The sequence below is a fragment of the Mesorhizobium sp. L103C105A0 genome, assembly GCF_000502215.1.
In the GTDB taxonomy this organism is placed as follows: domain Bacteria; phylum Pseudomonadota; class Alphaproteobacteria; order Rhizobiales; family Rhizobiaceae; genus Mesorhizobium.
Genome location: NZ_AYXF01000008.1, coordinates 1 through 14,956 on the forward strand (window position 1 = coordinate 1; position 14,956 = coordinate 14,956).

16 protein-coding genes and 1 riboswitch are annotated in these 14,956 nt (G+C 63.9%); of the genes, 6 read left to right on the forward strand and 10 right to left on the reverse strand.

The features are described 5' to 3' along the window. Both X727_RS0134335 and X727_RS144135 read left to right on the forward strand, forming a co-directional pair. A partial coding sequence (locus X727_RS0134335; protein ID WP_032889567.1) for a transposase occupies positions 1 to 215 on the forward strand: 215 nt, incomplete at its 5' end. A 476-nt stretch (positions 216 to 691) separates the two neighbouring features. Beyond that, positions 692 to 2,650 (forward strand): acyltransferase family protein, encoded by a 1,959-nt coding sequence (locus X727_RS144135; RefSeq protein ID WP_023834714.1) that lies wholly within the window; start codon positions 692 to 694, stop codon positions 2,648 to 2,650. 49 nt (positions 2,651 to 2,699) lie between these two features. Here X727_RS144135 and X727_RS144130 read toward each other — a convergent pair whose 3' ends face one another. Further along, on the reverse strand, positions 2,700 to 3,686 hold the full coding sequence (locus X727_RS144130; protein ID WP_023834715.1) for an HNH endonuclease: 987 nt from the start codon (positions 3,684 to 3,686) through the stop codon (positions 2,700 to 2,702). Between the two features lie 244 nt (positions 3,687 to 3,930). On the opposite strand from X727_RS144130, the gene X727_RS144125 reads away from it, so the two are divergent. Continuing rightward, on the forward strand, positions 3,931 to 5,205 hold the full coding sequence (locus tag X727_RS144125; RefSeq protein ID WP_023834716.1) for a DUF763 domain-containing protein: 1,275 nt from the start codon (positions 3,931 to 3,933) through the stop codon (positions 5,203 to 5,205). Positions 5,206 to 5,754: 549 nt separating this feature from the next. Here X727_RS144125 and X727_RS144120 read toward each other — a convergent pair. Beyond that, positions 5,755 to 6,126, reverse strand: a complete 372-nt coding sequence (locus X727_RS144120; RefSeq protein WP_023834719.1) for a hypothetical protein — start codon at positions 6,124 to 6,126, stop codon at positions 5,755 to 5,757. 43 nt (positions 6,127 to 6,169) lie between these two features. Further along, positions 6,170 to 7,054 (reverse strand): NmrA family NAD(P)-binding protein, encoded by an 885-nt coding sequence (locus X727_RS144115; RefSeq protein ID WP_023712491.1) that lies wholly within the window; start codon positions 7,052 to 7,054, stop codon positions 6,170 to 6,172. Positions 7,055 to 7,258: 204 nt separating this feature from the next. Between X727_RS144115 and X727_RS144110 the strand changes: the two genes are divergently transcribed. Then, a complete protein-coding gene (locus tag X727_RS144110; RefSeq protein WP_023693854.1) occupies positions 7,259 to 7,567 on the forward strand; it encodes a hypothetical protein in 309 nt (102 codons plus the stop codon). Positions 7,568 to 7,634: 67 nt separating this feature from the next. Here X727_RS144110 and X727_RS144105 read toward each other — a convergent pair whose 3' ends face one another. The 3 genes from X727_RS144105 to X727_RS1000000166810 all read right to left on the reverse strand — a co-directional run bounded on the left by X727_RS144105 (position 7,635) and on the right by X727_RS1000000166810 (position 9,715). Beyond that, positions 7,635 to 8,234 (reverse strand): DUF6456 domain-containing protein, encoded by a 600-nt coding sequence (locus X727_RS144105; RefSeq protein WP_023834720.1) that lies wholly within the window; start codon positions 8,232 to 8,234, stop codon positions 7,635 to 7,637. 327 nt (positions 8,235 to 8,561) lie between these two features. Continuing rightward, entirely contained in the window at positions 8,562 to 9,254 is a 693-nt protein-coding gene (locus X727_RS144100) for a GcrA cell cycle regulator (RefSeq protein WP_023834721.1), read from the reverse strand. Between the two features lie 86 nt (positions 9,255 to 9,340). Then, on the reverse strand, positions 9,341 to 9,715 hold the full coding sequence (locus tag X727_RS1000000166810; RefSeq protein WP_023834722.1) for a hypothetical protein: 375 nt from the start codon (positions 9,713 to 9,715) through the stop codon (positions 9,341 to 9,343). Positions 9,716 to 9,795: 80 nt separating this feature from the next. Here X727_RS1000000166810 and X727_RS144095 point away from each other — a divergent pair, with 80 nt between their 5' ends. Next, the gene (locus X727_RS144095; protein ID WP_023834723.1) at positions 9,796 to 10,458 is read left to right on the forward strand and encodes a S24 family peptidase; all 663 of its coding nucleotides are present in this window, start codon (positions 9,796 to 9,798) and stop codon (positions 10,456 to 10,458) included. Between the two features lie 162 nt (positions 10,459 to 10,620). On the opposite strand, the gene X727_RS144090 is transcribed toward X727_RS144095, so the two are convergent. The 4 genes from X727_RS144090 to X727_RS144075 form a co-directional block, all read right to left on the reverse strand. After that, positions 10,621 to 11,628 carry an ABC transporter substrate-binding protein gene (locus X727_RS144090; protein WP_023834724.1) on the reverse strand — a complete coding sequence of 336 codons (1,008 nt, stop codon included), beginning with the start codon at positions 11,626 to 11,628 and terminating at the stop codon, positions 10,621 to 10,623. Next, positions 11,625 to 12,407 (reverse strand): ABC transporter ATP-binding protein, encoded by a 783-nt coding sequence (locus tag X727_RS144085; RefSeq protein ID WP_023705167.1) that lies wholly within the window; start codon positions 12,405 to 12,407, stop codon positions 11,625 to 11,627. Before X727_RS144085 ends, X727_RS144090 begins: the two co-directional genes overlap by 4 nt. Beyond that, the gene (locus tag X727_RS144080; RefSeq protein ID WP_023689011.1) at positions 12,404 to 13,246 is read right to left on the reverse strand and encodes an ABC transporter permease; all 843 of its coding nucleotides are present in this window, start codon (positions 13,244 to 13,246) and stop codon (positions 12,404 to 12,406) included. Before X727_RS144080 ends, X727_RS144085 begins: the two co-directional genes overlap by 4 nt. Before the next feature lie 255 nt (positions 13,247 to 13,501). Further along, on the reverse strand, positions 13,502 to 14,110 hold the full coding sequence (locus X727_RS144075; RefSeq protein ID WP_023670364.1) for a YkoF family thiamine/hydroxymethylpyrimidine-binding protein: 609 nt from the start codon (positions 14,108 to 14,110) through the stop codon (positions 13,502 to 13,504). Continuing rightward, a riboswitch (TPP riboswitch) is annotated at positions 14,101 to 14,213 on the reverse strand. It overlaps the preceding gene by 10 nt. A gap of 342 nt (positions 14,214 to 14,555) precedes the next feature. Here X727_RS144075 and X727_RS144070 point away from each other — a divergent pair. Next, positions 14,556 to 14,807, forward strand: coding sequence for a hypothetical protein (locus X727_RS144070; RefSeq protein ID WP_023684826.1), 252 nt, complete (start codon positions 14,556 to 14,558; stop codon positions 14,805 to 14,807). Positions 14,808 to 14,956: the final 149 nt, after the last annotated feature.

The following is a 14,956-nucleotide window of genomic DNA, read 5'->3' on the forward strand; positions in this document are numbered from 1 at the left end:
TTGACCGGGAGGAGTTTCCCGCCGATACGGTCCTCAAGCTCTACCGCATGCGCTGGCGCATCGAACTCGCCTTCAAGCGCCTGAAGAGCCTGATCGGGCTGCGCTCTCCTCCCGCCAAAGACCCAAGGATCGCAAGGCCTTGGATCCTTGCACACTTCCTCATCGCGCTTGTGACCGAACCCCTCTCGCAGGAGTTGGGTGTCTCTCCCCCTTGAGCGACGGGCGCCCGCTGCTGTGGCGCGCCACCCGCCAGATCGTCGCCTCTCTGATCGCGACCATCTTTACTCAACCTTCCTTGGCGGCCCTGCGCCAAAATCTCNACCCGCCAGATCGTCGCCTCTCTGATCGCGACCATCTTTACTCAACCTTCCTTGGCGGCCCTGCGCCAAAATCTCCATGCCTTGCGATATCGCTGGCGCGAACCACCACGAAAGCGCAAATTTCAGTCCATGCCAAAGCTATCTTAGCGCCTATGCCCAAGTGGGGGGGAGATCACCGGCGTCGCCTCCTCCAATGTTGCACTGCGTTAGATTTGTTGCATTGCGATATCGACCCATAGGGCGGAGTCTTGGTCCGACTGTGAACGGTTGCAGCGCCGTGTCCCGTTGGGCGCAAAGCTGCCGCACGTATGATCCCGGCGCGATCGTTACTCGCCGAGGCGGGGTCATGCACCAGCACGAGGTGGCAAATCGTGTCAGCATCGTTCCGGCCCGATATCGAAGGACTGCGTGCCTTGGCGGTGGCAGGCGTGATCGCCTTTCATTTCGGCTTCACCGGCCTGCCCGGCGGCTTTACCGGCGTCGACATCTTCTTCGTCATCTCGGGCTATCTGATCACAAAACACCTGCTTGCCGAAATCACCGAGACCAGGCGGCTCAACCTGTGGCGCTTCTACGCGAGGCGCGCGCGGCGGCTGTTGCCGGCGTCGCTGTTCGTCATTCTCGCCACGCTGGTGGCCGGCGCCTTCATCCTGTCGCCGGAGGAACAATCGCTCTATTCCAGGGGCGCCATGTTCGCCTCGGCCTACATGATCAATCTGTGGCTGATCCGCTGGTCGTTCGACTATTTCGCCGCAGATGCGGCCAGCAACCCGTTTGTCCATTTCTGGTCGCTGTCGGTGGAGGAGCAGTTCTATCTCGCCTGGCCGGCGCTGCTTGCACTGGCGGCATGGCTGCGCCCCGGCAAGCGCGGCGCGACCCTGGTGATCGGCATTGCCGGTCTCGTCTCGTTCGCCGTCTGCGCCTGGCTCACCACGGTCTCACAGCCCTGGGCCTTCTACTTCTCGCCGCTGCGCGTCTGGGAGTTCGCCGCCGGCGGGCTGGCCAGCATGGTGCCGCAACAAGTCTGGCAAAACCGCCCGCGGCTCGCCGCGCCGCTGGCGTGGCTCGGCCTGGCGCTGATCGCCGGCGCCTATCTCTCCTTCAGCGAGGAAGCCCCCTTCCCCGGCTTCCTCGCCCTGGTGCCGGTGGCCGGCACAGTGCTGTTGCTGCTCGCCGGTTCAGCGCATGCGCAGCAAGGGCAGAGCGCTGAGAAAAGCCCGAGCGCGGCACTGGCGCTGCCGCCCCTGCAATGGGTCGGCAAACTCTCCTACTCGCTCTATCTCTGGCACTGGCCGGTGATCGTCTATGCCACGATGGTGGTGCCCGAGCTGTCGCCGCTCGGACGCCTCGCCTGCCTGGCGCTCACTTTGGCGCTGTCGGTCTTCACCTATCATGTCATCGAGAACCCGATCCGTCGCAATGGCTGGCTGATGGCCAGTGCGGCGCGGGCGCTGGTGCCGGCCGTCCTCCTGACCGGCACCAGCGTCGCAGCCGCATATGCCAATGCCAGGCTGGCCGTCCACGATCTGGACCCTGAGCAGCGCAGCATTGCCGCCAGCGCCGCGCAGCCTTCCACGGCGCGCGCGGCCGGCTGTATTCTTTCCTTTGAGACGGTGACGCCGAAGGCCTGCGTGTTCGGCAACAAGGACGCCCCGCGCTCGATTGCGCTGTTCGGCGATTCGCATGCCGACCACTGGTCGACGCCGCTGATCGAGGCGGCGGCCAAGAACAACTATCGCCTCGTCACCTATCTCAAATCGTCCTGCCGTGCCTCGCGGGTGACGACCTGGAACTGGCGGCTGAAGCGCGACTACACCGAATGCGACCAGTGGCGGGAGCAATCGGTCAAGGACATTATCGCGTTGCACCCGCACATGGTGGTGATCTCGGAATTTTCGATCGGCAATGTGATGAAGGAATCGCCCGAGGAACTGAAGCACGCCGATGGGAACGAGGAGTGGAAGACCGGCCTGCGCTGGACGCTGGCGGCATTCAGCCGGGCCGGGATCAAGGTCGCGGTAATCCGGGACGTTCCCTACAATGGAAGCTATGCCGACAAATGCGTGGCGCGGGCGCTGTGGCGCGGGCAGGTGCCTGAAGTCTGCGACACGCCGAGGGACGCGGCGGCGAACGACGACATCGCCGCGGCCGAGCGCGACGTCGTGCGCAGCGTGCCCGGCGCCACCTATGTCGACCTGACCAGCCAGTTCTGCGACGCCCAAACCTGCCACGTGTTCATCAACGGCCAACTCGCCTTCCGCGACCGGCACCACCTGGCGACGCCATTTGCTGAATCACTGGAGCCGCTCTTGGAGAAGGCGGTGTTTTAGGGGGCGGCGAGGTAGGGGGACCTGACGGCTGACGCTCAGTTGATGCGAGCTATGCCACAAACACATCCTCTCGATGGTGAGCGAGGTAAGCCTGCTGCGGCGGGGTGAAGGTGCTAGTGCGCCAGACGGCGGGGGCTTCGGCAAAGCCGAAACTCTGCATCACCAATTGCTCGAATCCGAGCCGCCGCAAATCAGTCTTGTCGACGCGCTGGGATATGAGGACCTGCCCGCTATCTTCAAAACTGATGAAGCCACGGTCAAAGAGGTGGTCGGCATCAGGCGTGAGGAGCAGCCCGTTCATGCCGTCCAAGCGCTCCTGCGCGGAAGCGCATAGGCGCCAAGGCTTGATGTGGCTTGCAATCAGCAACGAGGGATTGGTGACCCCTGTGAGTCGGCACGAGCGCTCCATGGCTTCGACATTGGAACGAAATTTACCTTGGCCGCGACGAGCTTGAATGACGCTCGTCTTTACAGTGTCCTCGAGTTGGAGGTCGTCTCGGATACGGCGCTCAACGACGTCCTCTAAAATTTCATTGACGACTTCGAAAGTGAGACTGTTTGCGCCACCACGCCTCAAAGCTTCGCGGTCGAAAGCTGTACCCGCGACAATTGTGTGAAACACCTCTTGCGATACGCTCGCGAGATAGGCGTTTTGACGGCCTGATCCGGAGTTTGGGTCGATGGGCGAGTATCGGGCAGGCAGAAGCGGACCCAATTCGCCAATTATGTCCGACGGGCGCACCGTCGGCAGGAGCGGCGCCCAATACACCGGGAGAAGCCAACCTTCCTCGTTCCAATTGGCTCCAGTGTTCTTGAACTCCGGTGGTTTCGGTGCTGTGAATGCAAACTCCGCTACCCGACCAATATAGCGCACGGCTTGACCGAAAAAAGACAACACGAGGTCACCAGGTGTCGCCCGACGCATATTTTTGTGGAACTCGCTGCGTGCCTTCTGAGTTTTGGGCGACCAGAGATATTGCCCGTCGATCTCTTGGCAGGCGGTCTGACTGTGATTTACCCACCAGAATTGCGACATCGTTTTTGATTTTAATAGTTGCCGTCGGCTGGGTAAGCTCTATTCGAGACCTGTCTCGCCTACAAGCATGGAGCCGACCTTATTGCCAGGTGCGACAGGCGGCGTAACTGCATCTTTCGGCGAGACGCCAAGAAGAGCGTAGGGCGACGATAGTCGCCGCCCCCACCCCACTTGCAAATCGCCCCCCAAATGCCATCTAGATCACAGGCGCACCGCCGGTGCGCCTTAGCCACGGAGCTTTCACTTGACGCAGCGAAGCGGCAGTGCGGATTTGCCGCTGCATGGCGGGCGGGTTCCGAAATGGCTGGGCGATCGCATGACGCGGCTGGGCGCGGTGCTGTGCGAGGCGATCATCCATCACTATGGCCGCGACGAGCTGTTGCGGCGGCTGGCGCATCCGTTCTGGTTCCAGTCCTTCGGCGCCGTCATGGGCATGGACTGGCACTCCTCGGGCATCACCACTTCGGTCGTCGGCGCGCTGAAGCGCGGGCTGAACCCGATGTCGCGCGAGCTCGGCATTCATGTCTGCGGCGGGCGCGGCGCGCATTCGCGCAAGACGCCGCAGGAGCTGACCGCGATCGGCGAACGCGTCGGCATCGATGGCGCGGCCCTTGCCACCGCCAGCCGCCTGGTCGCCAAGGTGGACAGCGCGGCCGTGCAGGACGGTTTCGACCTCTATCTGCACGGCTTCATCGTCACCGACGACAGCCGCTGGGTGGTGGTGCAGCAAGGCATGAATGGCGACAGCCGCCAGGCGCGCCGTTATCACTGGCTGTCGGAAGGGCTGACCAGCTTCGTCGACCAGCCGCATGCGGCGATCGAGGGCAAGGCCCAGGGCGAGATCGTCAACCTCACCGACCATCGCGCCGAGCCGTCTCGGACCGGACAGCTCGACCTGTTGAAGACCATGAGCCCGGAGCGAATCCTTGACGAGCTTGCCGTGCTGGATCCGCCGCCGAAATCACCGGCCGCGAAATCATCCGCGCAGCCGATGCTGCCCAATCTGGTGATGCCGGCGCATCATGACGTGCGCGAGAGCGACATCGTCATGCACCGGCTGCACGGCAACATTTCGGCCGCCATCGAAAGCGGGCCGGCCGATTTTCCCGAACTGCTGTTGGTGCCCGGCGTCGGCGCGCGCACGGTGCGGGCGCTGGCCATGGTGGCGGAAGTGGTGCATGGCGCGCCCTGCCGCTTCTCCGATCCGGCGCGCTTTTCGCTTGCCCATGGCGGCAAGGACCGGCATCCCTTCCCGGTGCCGCTGAAAGTCTATGACGAGACGATCGCGGTGCTGAAATCGGCCGTCGGCAAGGCCAAGCTCGGCCGCGAGGAAGAGCTCGGCGCGCTGCAGCGCCTGGATGGCGAGGCGCGGCGGCTGGAGCGCTACGTCACCGGGCCGAGCCTTAAGGAGATCGTCGCCGGCGAGTTCGACCAGTCGCACCTGCTTGGCGGGCGCAGTGTGTTTGGGTGGGAGACGGCGGCGGAAAGCGACGACGGTTCAGACAGGGGCCGCCAGTAGCGGCCTGTCCATCATGCAGAGATAGTGCGCGGCCGATAGAAACACGTGCTCGGCTTGTTTTGATAATGCTTGCAAAGACCCATTTCTCAAGTGATGCTCTGCCAGGCGAGGCTCGGCATGAAGACATTCGCATGGACGTTGGTTTTCGTGCTGCTGGCGATTGGCGGCGCGATCGCCCAAACGACGCCTGAGCCTGCCATACTGGCATATACACCGCCGATGCACTTCGTCGTTGTGCGCAACAGCACGCCAGGATGCGAGCCGACATGCCCGGAATGGATTTCGGCGGAAGGTCACATCGTGGCCGGCACGCCAGCTTTGCTGAAGGCCTTGCTGAAAAAACTCGGCCCCCGCAAATTGCCTTTGGCGTTGAATTCCCCCGGCGGCGAGACCGATGCGGCGATGGCGCTTGGCCATATGATCCGCGCCAGCGGGCTCGACACGATGGTTGGCAAGACGGAGTTCTCCGAATGCGCGCCAGACACAAAAGCCTGCGGGCCGGGCGACCTCCGCTTCGGCGTCGCCAACCCCGTCGGCGCAGTCTGTTCGTCAGCTTGTACGATGGTTCTTGCGGGCGGCGTACGGCGCCTGGCAGACAGCCGCGCCTTTGTCGGCATTCACCGGATCATGCTGCCGACCGCCAAGAAAATCCACGGCAAGAAGACCATCGTCCTCGTTCCGATACCCAAATGGTATGAACGCAAGGTCGACAGCTATTTCACCGAGATGAAAGCAGGTTCGTGGATCGTATCGGCCATGCAAAAAATACCCGACGACAGCATACGATACCTCGTGACATACGAACTTTTGGACCTGAATCTGATAACCGAAACCGGTCACGGCGACACGCGCACCTCCATCCAAGACCACGCCGCCGGCGGGCAACTGCCGAACGGTCAGGCAATAGGAATAGCGGGCCACGTAGGTCGTCGAAGCGCCTGTTTCTCAACAGCAACCCTTCACTTTACGCGGCACCCTTCAACAGGTCTTCCGGCCGGCCCTCGACGAGCGCAGCAATATAGCTTTCCAGGCTGGTCGTGCCGCGCTCCGGGTTTTCCGGCTCCGCCGGCTTGTCCAGCGTGGCCCCGGTCATGCGGGTGTAGGACTCGGCCGCCGCTTTGGAGAAGCCGAGTTTTTCGTAGGTTTCTGTCCAGCGCTCGCGCGGCACCGTGACCACGCGCACGTTTTTGCGCAACGCCGCACTGAAGGCTGCGGCGACATCGGCGGCTGAGTAGCGCCGAGGGCCCTCGATATAGTGCGTGCCGGTCTTGTCCGCCGGCTCCAGCAGACGTCTCGCCGCGGCCTCGCCGAGATCCTGCGGCGCCACCATCGGCAGCTCGAAATCCGCCGGGAAGAAGGAGGTGATGACGCCGTCGCGCCGCGCCGTCTCCAGGGCCTGATCCCAGTTGCTCATGTAATAGGCGGCGCGGTTGATGCTTGCCGGAATGGCCTGGGCCTTCAGCTTCTGCTCGAGGCCGTAAAGGACGGTGAGATCGCCGACACCCTCGCCGGCCTGCGCGCCGTAGGTCGATTCCGCTACCACTTTTTCGAGGCCGGACCCCTCCAGTGCCGTCGCAATCGCGGCAACCGTCTTGCGCTCCTCGGCGTCGGTGTCGGTCGATGGATCGGCCGGCGGGTTGAGCAGAAACGCCCGCTTGCCGCGCCGCAAGATTTCACGCAGTGCCTCGACATCGAGCACATCGGCAACCGCGGCCTCCGCGCCCTGTTCAACCAACCATGCGGCCTTCGCCTCGTCGCGCGTCACCACCGTGACATCCTCGCCCTGCCGCAACAGCGCCATTGCCGCCGCCGAGCCGACATGGCCGGTACCTCCAAGAATGACATGCATGGTCTCGTCCTTCCCTTGCTGATTTCATGCCGGATTAATGGGTGGGGCGGCGAAGGGTTCAAAAATCGGGGGACGATGCTGACAGGAGGTGACGCTGACTTTCCTCGCAATGCACGGCGCAGGGGTCGTTCGCATCTTGCAAAATTATGGAACGAGGTCGTGCCCAGCGAGTTATATTAGCGCAACCTTGAATAGGAGGCAGCTATGAGAAAGCTCCTGCTTGCTTCGGCTATCGCTATCACTGCGGCGGCGGCGATGATCGCCCCGGCGAATGCCGGCGGGCGCGTCGTGATCGGCATCGGCAACGGCTACTATGACGATGACTACAATGACAGCTATGGCGACTATTACGATCGCTACGCTCCTCGCCCCTACTACCAGTATGATGCCTACGACAACGGCTTCAGGTACCACAGGTATCACAGGCACCATCGCCATTGCCGTATAGAGTTGGTCAAGCATTGGCGCCATCATCACAGGATCGTCGAGGAAATTCGCGTTTGCGAACGGTGATCCGATAGGGTGAAACCGGTTCGGCCGGCATCTGCCGGCCGGCCGCTTCACTACGCGGCTGCCGGCCTTATCGCGGCTTCCGCATCAGCATCATCCCGTAATCCACGGCCAAAAGGTCGAGCCCGACCTTCAACAGCTTCACCACCACATCTCGTCCCTCGCCGGTGCGTTCGGCGAGCGCCTTCACCGACTGGCCTTCGAGGCAGATTTTGCGAACCACCTCCGCCACTTCCCAGTGGGCCATGGCGGCGATGGCATGGGTGTGGGCGCGGCCAGCGTTGAGCACGCGGTCGGGGATGCCGCCATTGATGCGGCCGCCGTCAATGCGCTCTTCCCACGGCATCGGCCGCAGCCCGTCACGCGAGGCGCGCTCGAAATCGTCGCGAAACCGCTGGCCGGCCTCACGCTGCTGGCGGGTCAGCGAGGTGATGCCGACCAGCGGATCGACATTGCGCACCCGCACGATGCCGCCGGTCGCGGTGTAGCCGTCATTGGAGACCTCGTAGACGCGCCGCGCCTCTTCGGTGCCGACGCTCAACCGCTTGCGGCCGAAGCGATCGTCCTTCAGCGCGAAATCATGGCCGATCTCGCGGCGGATGCGCACCTGCTCGACTTCGCCCGCCGGCAGCTTCGGCGGTTTGGCTTTCTGCGCGGTTTTTTTGCTCATCGGGGGATCCTTGTGGGATTGGGTTGTTGAGCCGGAAGGTTGGCGTTCCTTCGCGCCCCCCTCTGCCCTGCCGGGCATCTCGCCCACTTGGGGGGAGATTGGCAGTTTCGGCGGCTGCGCCTCTGCAACGTTGGCAATTGGCGAAATCGGCGGCGATATCCGATCGCCCCCCTCGTGGGGGTTGAGGAGTGGTCCGCGAAGCGGACGGAAAGCCAATTGCTTGGCTTTCCGAGCGACGAACGTCCGGCAGGACAGAGGGGGGCGCTGTCCCGCCGGCTTTCGATCATTGGTGGGGTCGTCCGGAGGCGAGGAACGGAGCCCAGCCGCTCACACCACCTCCGCCACAGGTCGGTGGAAACGCGTCTGATGATATTCGCAGTAGCTTTTCAGCGCCCTTGTACGCAGGCCGCAGCACAGCATCTCGAGCCCCGGCCGACTGCCGGGAGCATCGTTGTCGGGGTCTTCCTCCAGCGTCAGGTCGAGCGGCGCGCGGCAGCGGTCGAACAGGCAGTCGATGAAGCGCATGGCGGCGACATGCGGCTGACGCCCGAGCGAGGCAGGGCGCGGCGCCGGCACATTGAAGCGATAGACTTCGCCGTCCACCACCAGCCGTCCTTCGCCCGGGATCGAGGGCGCCGGACGGGCTGGCAACAATGGCCTGGCCGGCGTGTGTCTGGCTTGCCTGGCGACCGGTGTGGCCGGTGCGGCCGGCTTCGAAACTTCAGGCCGCCTTGCCGGCTTGCTCGGCTGAACGGGCAGGATCTTCCCTGCCGTGTTCTCGTTGGCTGCAGCCGGCGCCGTCGCATTCTTCCTCGGTCGGCCGCCGGACCTGCCGCCTCTGGGGTTGGCGAAGCCGATGGTCTTCAACGCGCTGTTGCGGTGGACGATGCCGATGATGGCATTGCGCGAGACCGGACTGCCGCGCAGCGCCGTGAAGCGGACGGCGATCCCTGTGGCCGACAGGCCATCCCTCAGCCAGACGGCGATCTCCTGCAATTCGGTGTCGGTATAGGCAGTCATGTCGGTATCCATTGATTGCGCGCGCAAAGGCCGAGCGCCGGCCCCGAGGGCCCACGGGAAAAAATCAGAGCGGATGGTCGGTGCGGTCAGCCGATACTGGCGGCCGGCAGCGAGCCGGCGAGATGCCGCAAGGCGGCTTCGGCGGCCGCTTTGGTGAGGGCGGAAACCGCCCTGCCCGTCAGCCGGTCGAACAGGATGACGGTGCCGTCTTCCGTGCGGATGCAGGAAATACCCTGCCCGCCGGAGACAGCCCTTGGCGCACCGGCGGCGCCATGGGCTGAAGAGGTGGCCGGAGCCGGGAGAGGAGCGGCTCCGGCCGTTCCGGTCGATCGGGGGGACGACGGTTCGACCGGATCCGGGGCAGAAGCCCCGGTTTGCGTCCGGACCGGGGAGGAGGACAGCCCGGACGATGGGAGAAAGCTGACGATGTCTGCGGAAACGCTTGCGGTTTGTTCGATCATGCGCTAAGCGTACGATATGTACGAAACGTACGCAAGCGAAATCGTACAAATTGGACGATAAATTTCAGGCAATTTGTACGATGCAGGAACCGAGGCACAGATTGCAGCAGGCGCGGGCGGAGGCGGGTTATGCCTCGCCGAGCGACGCGGCGCGAGCATTGCGCGACATCAACAAGAACACGCTGATCAGTCACGAGAATGGTAACCGGCCGCTGTCGCGCAAGGCGGCGGAGAAATACGGCCGCCTGTTCGGCGTCGATCCCGGCTGGCTCTTGTTCAACGGTGACGGCGGCAGCCTTGCGGGGGGCCATTTCGGCTTTGACGAGTCGGGCCGGCAGATCCCGATGCCGTCGCTGGCCACCGTCGATGTGCCCATCGTCTCGTGGATCAGCGCCGGCGAACTCGGCAGCCAGGATACGGTGGCCAATCTCAGCGACTATCCGACCATCCCCACCACCGATCTGGAGCAGGGCCAATGGATTGCGCTGCGCGTCGACGGCCCGTCGATGAACAAGATCTCGCCACCGGATTCGATCATCTTCGTCAACCTCAGGGACAAGCGGCTGGTGACCAATGGCTGCTACGTCATTTCGGACGAATCCGGCCAGGCCACCTACAAGCGCTATCGCCCCAACGAGAACCCGCCCTTCCAGCCGGCCTCCTACATGGACATCCCGCCGCCGGCGCTCGAAGGCGCCATCACCATCATCGGCCGGGTGAAGCGCTCGATGATCGATATGTGAGGGAGAAGGCGGTGAGGCGCAATCTCCCGCCTCGAGGGGGAGATGGCCGGCAGGCCAGAGGGGGTCGCCGCGCGTAAGGCGCTGACGTCCTCTGTCCGCGATAGGAAGTCGCGTCAGGACGTACCGACCCCTTCGGCGACATCTCCCCCTTGAGGGGGGAGATTACGCGCCCAAAAACTCGTTCGTGAAATACGCTCCAAAATCCGGCTTCTCCTTCAGAACCTTGCCATCGCCATCGAGCAATATGCCGGCCCTGAAGAGGTAGGTTCCGATCGCCTCGATCTTGGCCTTGTCGACGGTGCCGATGACGCCGGCATGACTTCTGAGGAAGTGCCCGTCGACGAGCATCTTCAGCGAAGCGTGGATCAGCGCCGGGTCGGTCAGCGCGTCCTTGTTGGACGCGATCAGCAGGTCGCCAGCCTCCTGCGGGTGATCGCAGGCAAACTGGTAGCCGCGCCGCGTTGCTTCGACGAAGGCCGATGCGGCCTTCGGGTTTGCCTGGAGATATGCATTGCTGGAGGCGATCAAGGTGGTGTGCTCGTCGGGCACGCCGTAGTCGGCGTAGCGGAAGCCGCGCTGCCTGACGCCTTTCAGCTCCGCATCGACGCCTTCCCAGGTCGAGACCTCCAGCGTGAAGTCGACCGAGCCGTTGGCCAGCGCCTCATAGGCCGAGGTGCCTAATGTCACCGTCTCGAAAACGCCCTTGCCACCATCGTGGCGGATGATGGTCGAGATCAGCGTGTTTTCCCAGGCGCTGCCGAAACCGCCATAGGTCAGGCCGTCAAGGTTTTTCGGGCCTTTGATCTCACTACGGTCCGCGTTGAAGACCAGCCGGCCGGTCTCCTGCTGGACCACGGCGTAGACCGCTTTGAGATCGGCGCCGGCAGCCCGCTGGGTAAACAGGCCGACGCCGGCAATGCCGAAATCGGCGATGCGGTTGGCGACCAGCGTGCCGGCGCCAGTATCGCCATAGGGCAGGATCTCAACATCGAGCCCGGCCTCGTTGTAGAATCCTTTGTCGCGGGCAACGAACAGGCCGACATGGTTGGTGTTGACCGTCCAGTCGAGCGCGACGGTGATTTTTTGCGCAGCCGCATGAGCGCGCGAGGCCAGCGGCAATCCGGCGGCCAGCGTCAGCAGCAAAGCCTGCCGGCGTGTGAATTCGGTCATGAAAAACTCCTTTGAGCGGTCTGCGGAAACAAGCCCCGGTCAGTCCCGGGATTGAGCAGCGTGTCGAGGATGTCGGCTTCGAGCGCGGCGGCCTGGCGCGCGGCATCGCTGCCGGTGGTGCGCGGGCGCGGCAGCGGCACGGCAATCTCGCCGATGATGCGGGCCGGCCGCGCCGACATCAGATAGATTCGATCGGAGAGGTAGACGGCTTCGCGCACGTCATGGGTGATCAGCAGCGCGGTCCAGCGGTGGCGCTGCCACATGCCTTCCAGCCAGCGCTGCATACCCGCGCGGGTCAGTGCATCCAGCGCGCCAAAGGGCTCGTCGAGCAGCAGCATGTCGCGCTGCTGCACCACGGTGCGCAAAAGGGCGGCGCGCTGGCGCATGCCGCCGGAAAGCTCGGCCGGCCAGGCGCGCTCGAAACCGGCAAGGCCGAACTCAGCGAACAATGGCGCAACGGACGCGCGCGCCTCGCGGCGCTTCATGCCCTGCACCTCCAGCCCCAGCGTCACATTGTCGATGACGCGTCGCCACGGCATCAGCGCGTCGCGCTGCGGCATGAAGGCGAAGGGGCTGCCCTGCAATGGTGCGCCGTCGAAGCGCATGTCGCCCTCGCCTTTCAGCGCGCCGGTCAGCAACTGGAACAGCGTCGACTTGCCGGCGCCGGAAGGGCCGAGGATGGAGACGAACTCGCCGGCCGCGACATGAAGCGAAATGCCGGCGAGCACCTCAAGCGCGCCGAAGTTCTTCCTGATGTCCCGGAGTTCGAGCCGCGTCATTGACGGTTCTCTTCTGCAGCTTCAACCTTGCCGTCGCGGCTTTCGCTCCCTGCATTCTCCCAAGGCATGGCGAAGCGCTGGACGAGCACCGCAATGGCGAACAAGACAAGCGTGAGCGCGGCGCTGACGGCGACCGCGGCGAGCACCAGATCGGGCCGAAAGTTGTTCTTGGCATTGAGCATGTAGATGCCCAGCCCCTTCGCCGCCCCCGCATATTCGGCGAAGATCGCGCCGACGACGGCGTAGGTGATGGAGATGCGCAGCCCGGCGAAGAAATAGGGCAGCGCCGAAGGCAGGCGCGCCAGCCAGAAGATGCGCCAGCGCCCTGCCCCCATGGTGGCGAGCATCTGCGAAATCGCCTTGCTGGTCGCGGCAAAACCCTCGACCAGCGCCACCATCATCGGGAAGAAGGTAACGAGCGCCACAAGCAAGATTTTTGGCATCAGCCCGAAGCCGAACCACAGCACGATGAGCGGCGCAATCGCGACCAGCGGCAAGGTCTGGCTGACGATCAGCAGCGGAAACAGCGCGCGGCGCAGCGGGGCCAAGAAATCGACCAGCGCCGAAAGCACGAAGGCAGCGACCAACGAGCAGGCGAAGCCGGCTGATGTGGCGCGGATGGTGGGCAGCGTGTTGTCGGCAAGGGCAGCGCGATGCTCCCAGGCCTGCTGCAGCACGCGCGACGGCGCCGGCAGCATGGTGGGCGCAGCGCCACCATAGCGGGCGTAGAGCTCCCACGCCGCGAGGAGCAGGGCGGAGGCGCAGGCGGCGGGGATGGTCTTGGCGATGGCTGCGGCTAATCTCCCCCCTCGAGGGGGAGATGTCGCCGAAGGCGACAGAGGGGGTCGTCTCGCATAGAGCGCCCACGCCTTGCCGATGCGAAAAGGACGTCGGCGCTCCACGCGCTGGGACCCCCTCTGGCCTGCCGGCCATCTCCTGCTCGAGGGGGGAGATTCGTGGGCATCGCGGTCTTCGCCAATCGCCAATGGCTCCCCTCCTCTTTGTGCTGAGGGGTCAGAGGCATCTCCTCCACGCAATGGGTCAGATAAACCAGCCACGGCAATATCCTCAAGGAACGACGCTTGAGCCGCGGCTCAGACGGCGCTCGGGCTGTTCGCCGAGATCGTGATGTCGAGGGTGACGTGGCCGGCGCCGGGGCCGAAGCGGCAGAAGGCCTCGTTGAGCGTGGCAAACACCGCACCGGCATCGCCACGCAATTTGGTGCAGAAGTTCTTTGAGCGCTCAAAGACGCCGGACTGTTTCAGGAAATCGATGCAGCCGTAGATCTCGTCCATATGGTCGCCCGTGCCCATAACGTAGAGCGAGAACTGCGCCGCCACCGGCTGGCCGGTCGACGGCGTGGCCTGGACAGCGCGGATCGCGGCGATCTTGCGCTCGTCCAGCGGAATGGCGGGGCCGCCGGTCTCGTCGGAGCGGCAGATCGGATCGTCGGGCTCGCCCGGACAGCCGCGCGAGACCGCCGCCGAAAGCACACAGTGCTTGCCGCTTTTGGCCGCCGCGACGAACAGGTCGCGCATGGCGGGAAACAGCACCTCGGGCGGCCCGACCATAAGGGTCGAGATGTCATCGGTTTCGATCCGCAGCCGGTCGCGCCAGGGATCGAGCGCGCCGAGCGCGCCGAGGATGACGCCGACGAAATCGTCGGTCATGGGATAAAGGGAAATCTGTGCGCCTGAAAACATCGCCCGCCTCGCTCCGCTGGTATTATCCAGATCAGCTTTAGGGTCCGAAGGCTTGCCGCCCTCATCTCAGCCCCGACGATACGGAGCACCCCTGTGGATGGGCGGGTTAAAGCACCGTTCGCGGCATTGGGGAAGCCGTTTGTTGAGGCACTGCGGGAAAGTGTTTTGGGCCAGACGTGCCGGGCGCCCGGGCGTTAACAGACGACTCGTCAGTTCGTTGCGTTATCGTCCCAACCGTACGAAATTGGCTTGACGCTCGTTCGTACATAAAGTACGATCTCTCTTTTCGCAGAGAGGAATGTCCTTGAGCACAGCGAACCATGTTGCTTTCGCCGATCTCTCTCGTCCTTTGCTGTCACCCCCGTCGTTGCCGCCGCCTTTATTGCCGCCGCCTTTGTTGCCCTTGTCATTCGATCAGTGCCAACGCCTCGCCGGGGCCTGGCGAATGGCCAGCCAGGACATCGCCGACGACATCCGCTTCATCCGCCAATATTTGAAAGTCGTTGCCGAGAAGGACGAGAGGCTGTCGACCGGCACCCTTGTTCACAGCCGCGCCTATGTCGAGGCCTGCGCCGGCTGGCTGCCACAGACTGTAACGCGCTATCTGCGCCACCTGCGCCAGATCACCGAATGCGAACTGGCCATGACAGCTGCCGGGATTCGCTTTGCGCTGTCGAGTTATGCCTGGGAGGCATGAGGGGCGGCTGTCGCCAAACACAAGGAATTGCGCTGCCCGTCGCAGGCGCAATTCGTCAGGTTGAGAGGCTCGGGCGCGCCTGAACGGCGGGCGCCAAGGATGGCCCGGCCAGCGAATTCCGGCCTTGCTTTATTTCGACTGGCCTTATT

Coding starts and splice junctions, on each gene's coding strand:
- X727_RS144075 (WP_023670364.1), bottom strand. CDS start 14,110: ATGTTTTCAGGCGCACAGATTTCCCTTTATCCCATGACCGACGATTTC.
- X727_RS144110 (WP_023693854.1), top strand. CDS start 7,259: ATGAGAAAGCTCCTGCTTGCTTCGGCTATCGCTATCACTGCGGCGGCG.
- X727_RS144085 (WP_023705167.1), bottom strand. CDS start 12,407: ATGACGCGGCTCGAACTCCGGGACATCAGGAAGAACTTCGGCGCGCTT.
- X727_RS144095 (WP_023834723.1), top strand. CDS start 9,796: ATGCAGGAACCGAGGCACAGATTGCAGCAGGCGCGGGCGGAGGCGGGT.
- X727_RS144070 (WP_023684826.1), top strand. CDS start 14,556: ATGGCCAGCCAGGACATCGCCGACGACATCCGCTTCATCCGCCAATAT.
- X727_RS144105 (WP_023834720.1), bottom strand. CDS start 8,234: ATGAGCAAAAAAACCGCGCAGAAAGCCAAACCGCCGAAGCTGCCGGCG.
- X727_RS144100 (WP_023834721.1), bottom strand. CDS start 9,254: ATGACTGCCTATACCGACACCGAATTGCAGGAGATCGCCGTCTGGCTG.
- X727_RS144130 (WP_023834715.1), bottom strand. CDS start 3,686: ATGTCGCAATTCTGGTGGGTAAATCACAGTCAGACCGCCTGCCAAGAG.
- X727_RS144115 (WP_023712491.1), bottom strand. CDS start 7,054: ATGCATGTCATTCTTGGAGGTACCGGCCATGTCGGCTCGGCGGCGGCA.
- X727_RS1000000166810 (WP_023834722.1), bottom strand. CDS start 9,715: ATGATCGAACAAACCGCAAGCGTTTCCGCAGACATCGTCAGCTTTCTC.
- X727_RS144090 (WP_023834724.1), bottom strand. CDS start 11,628: ATGACCGAATTCACACGCCGGCAGGCTTTGCTGCTGACGCTGGCCGCC.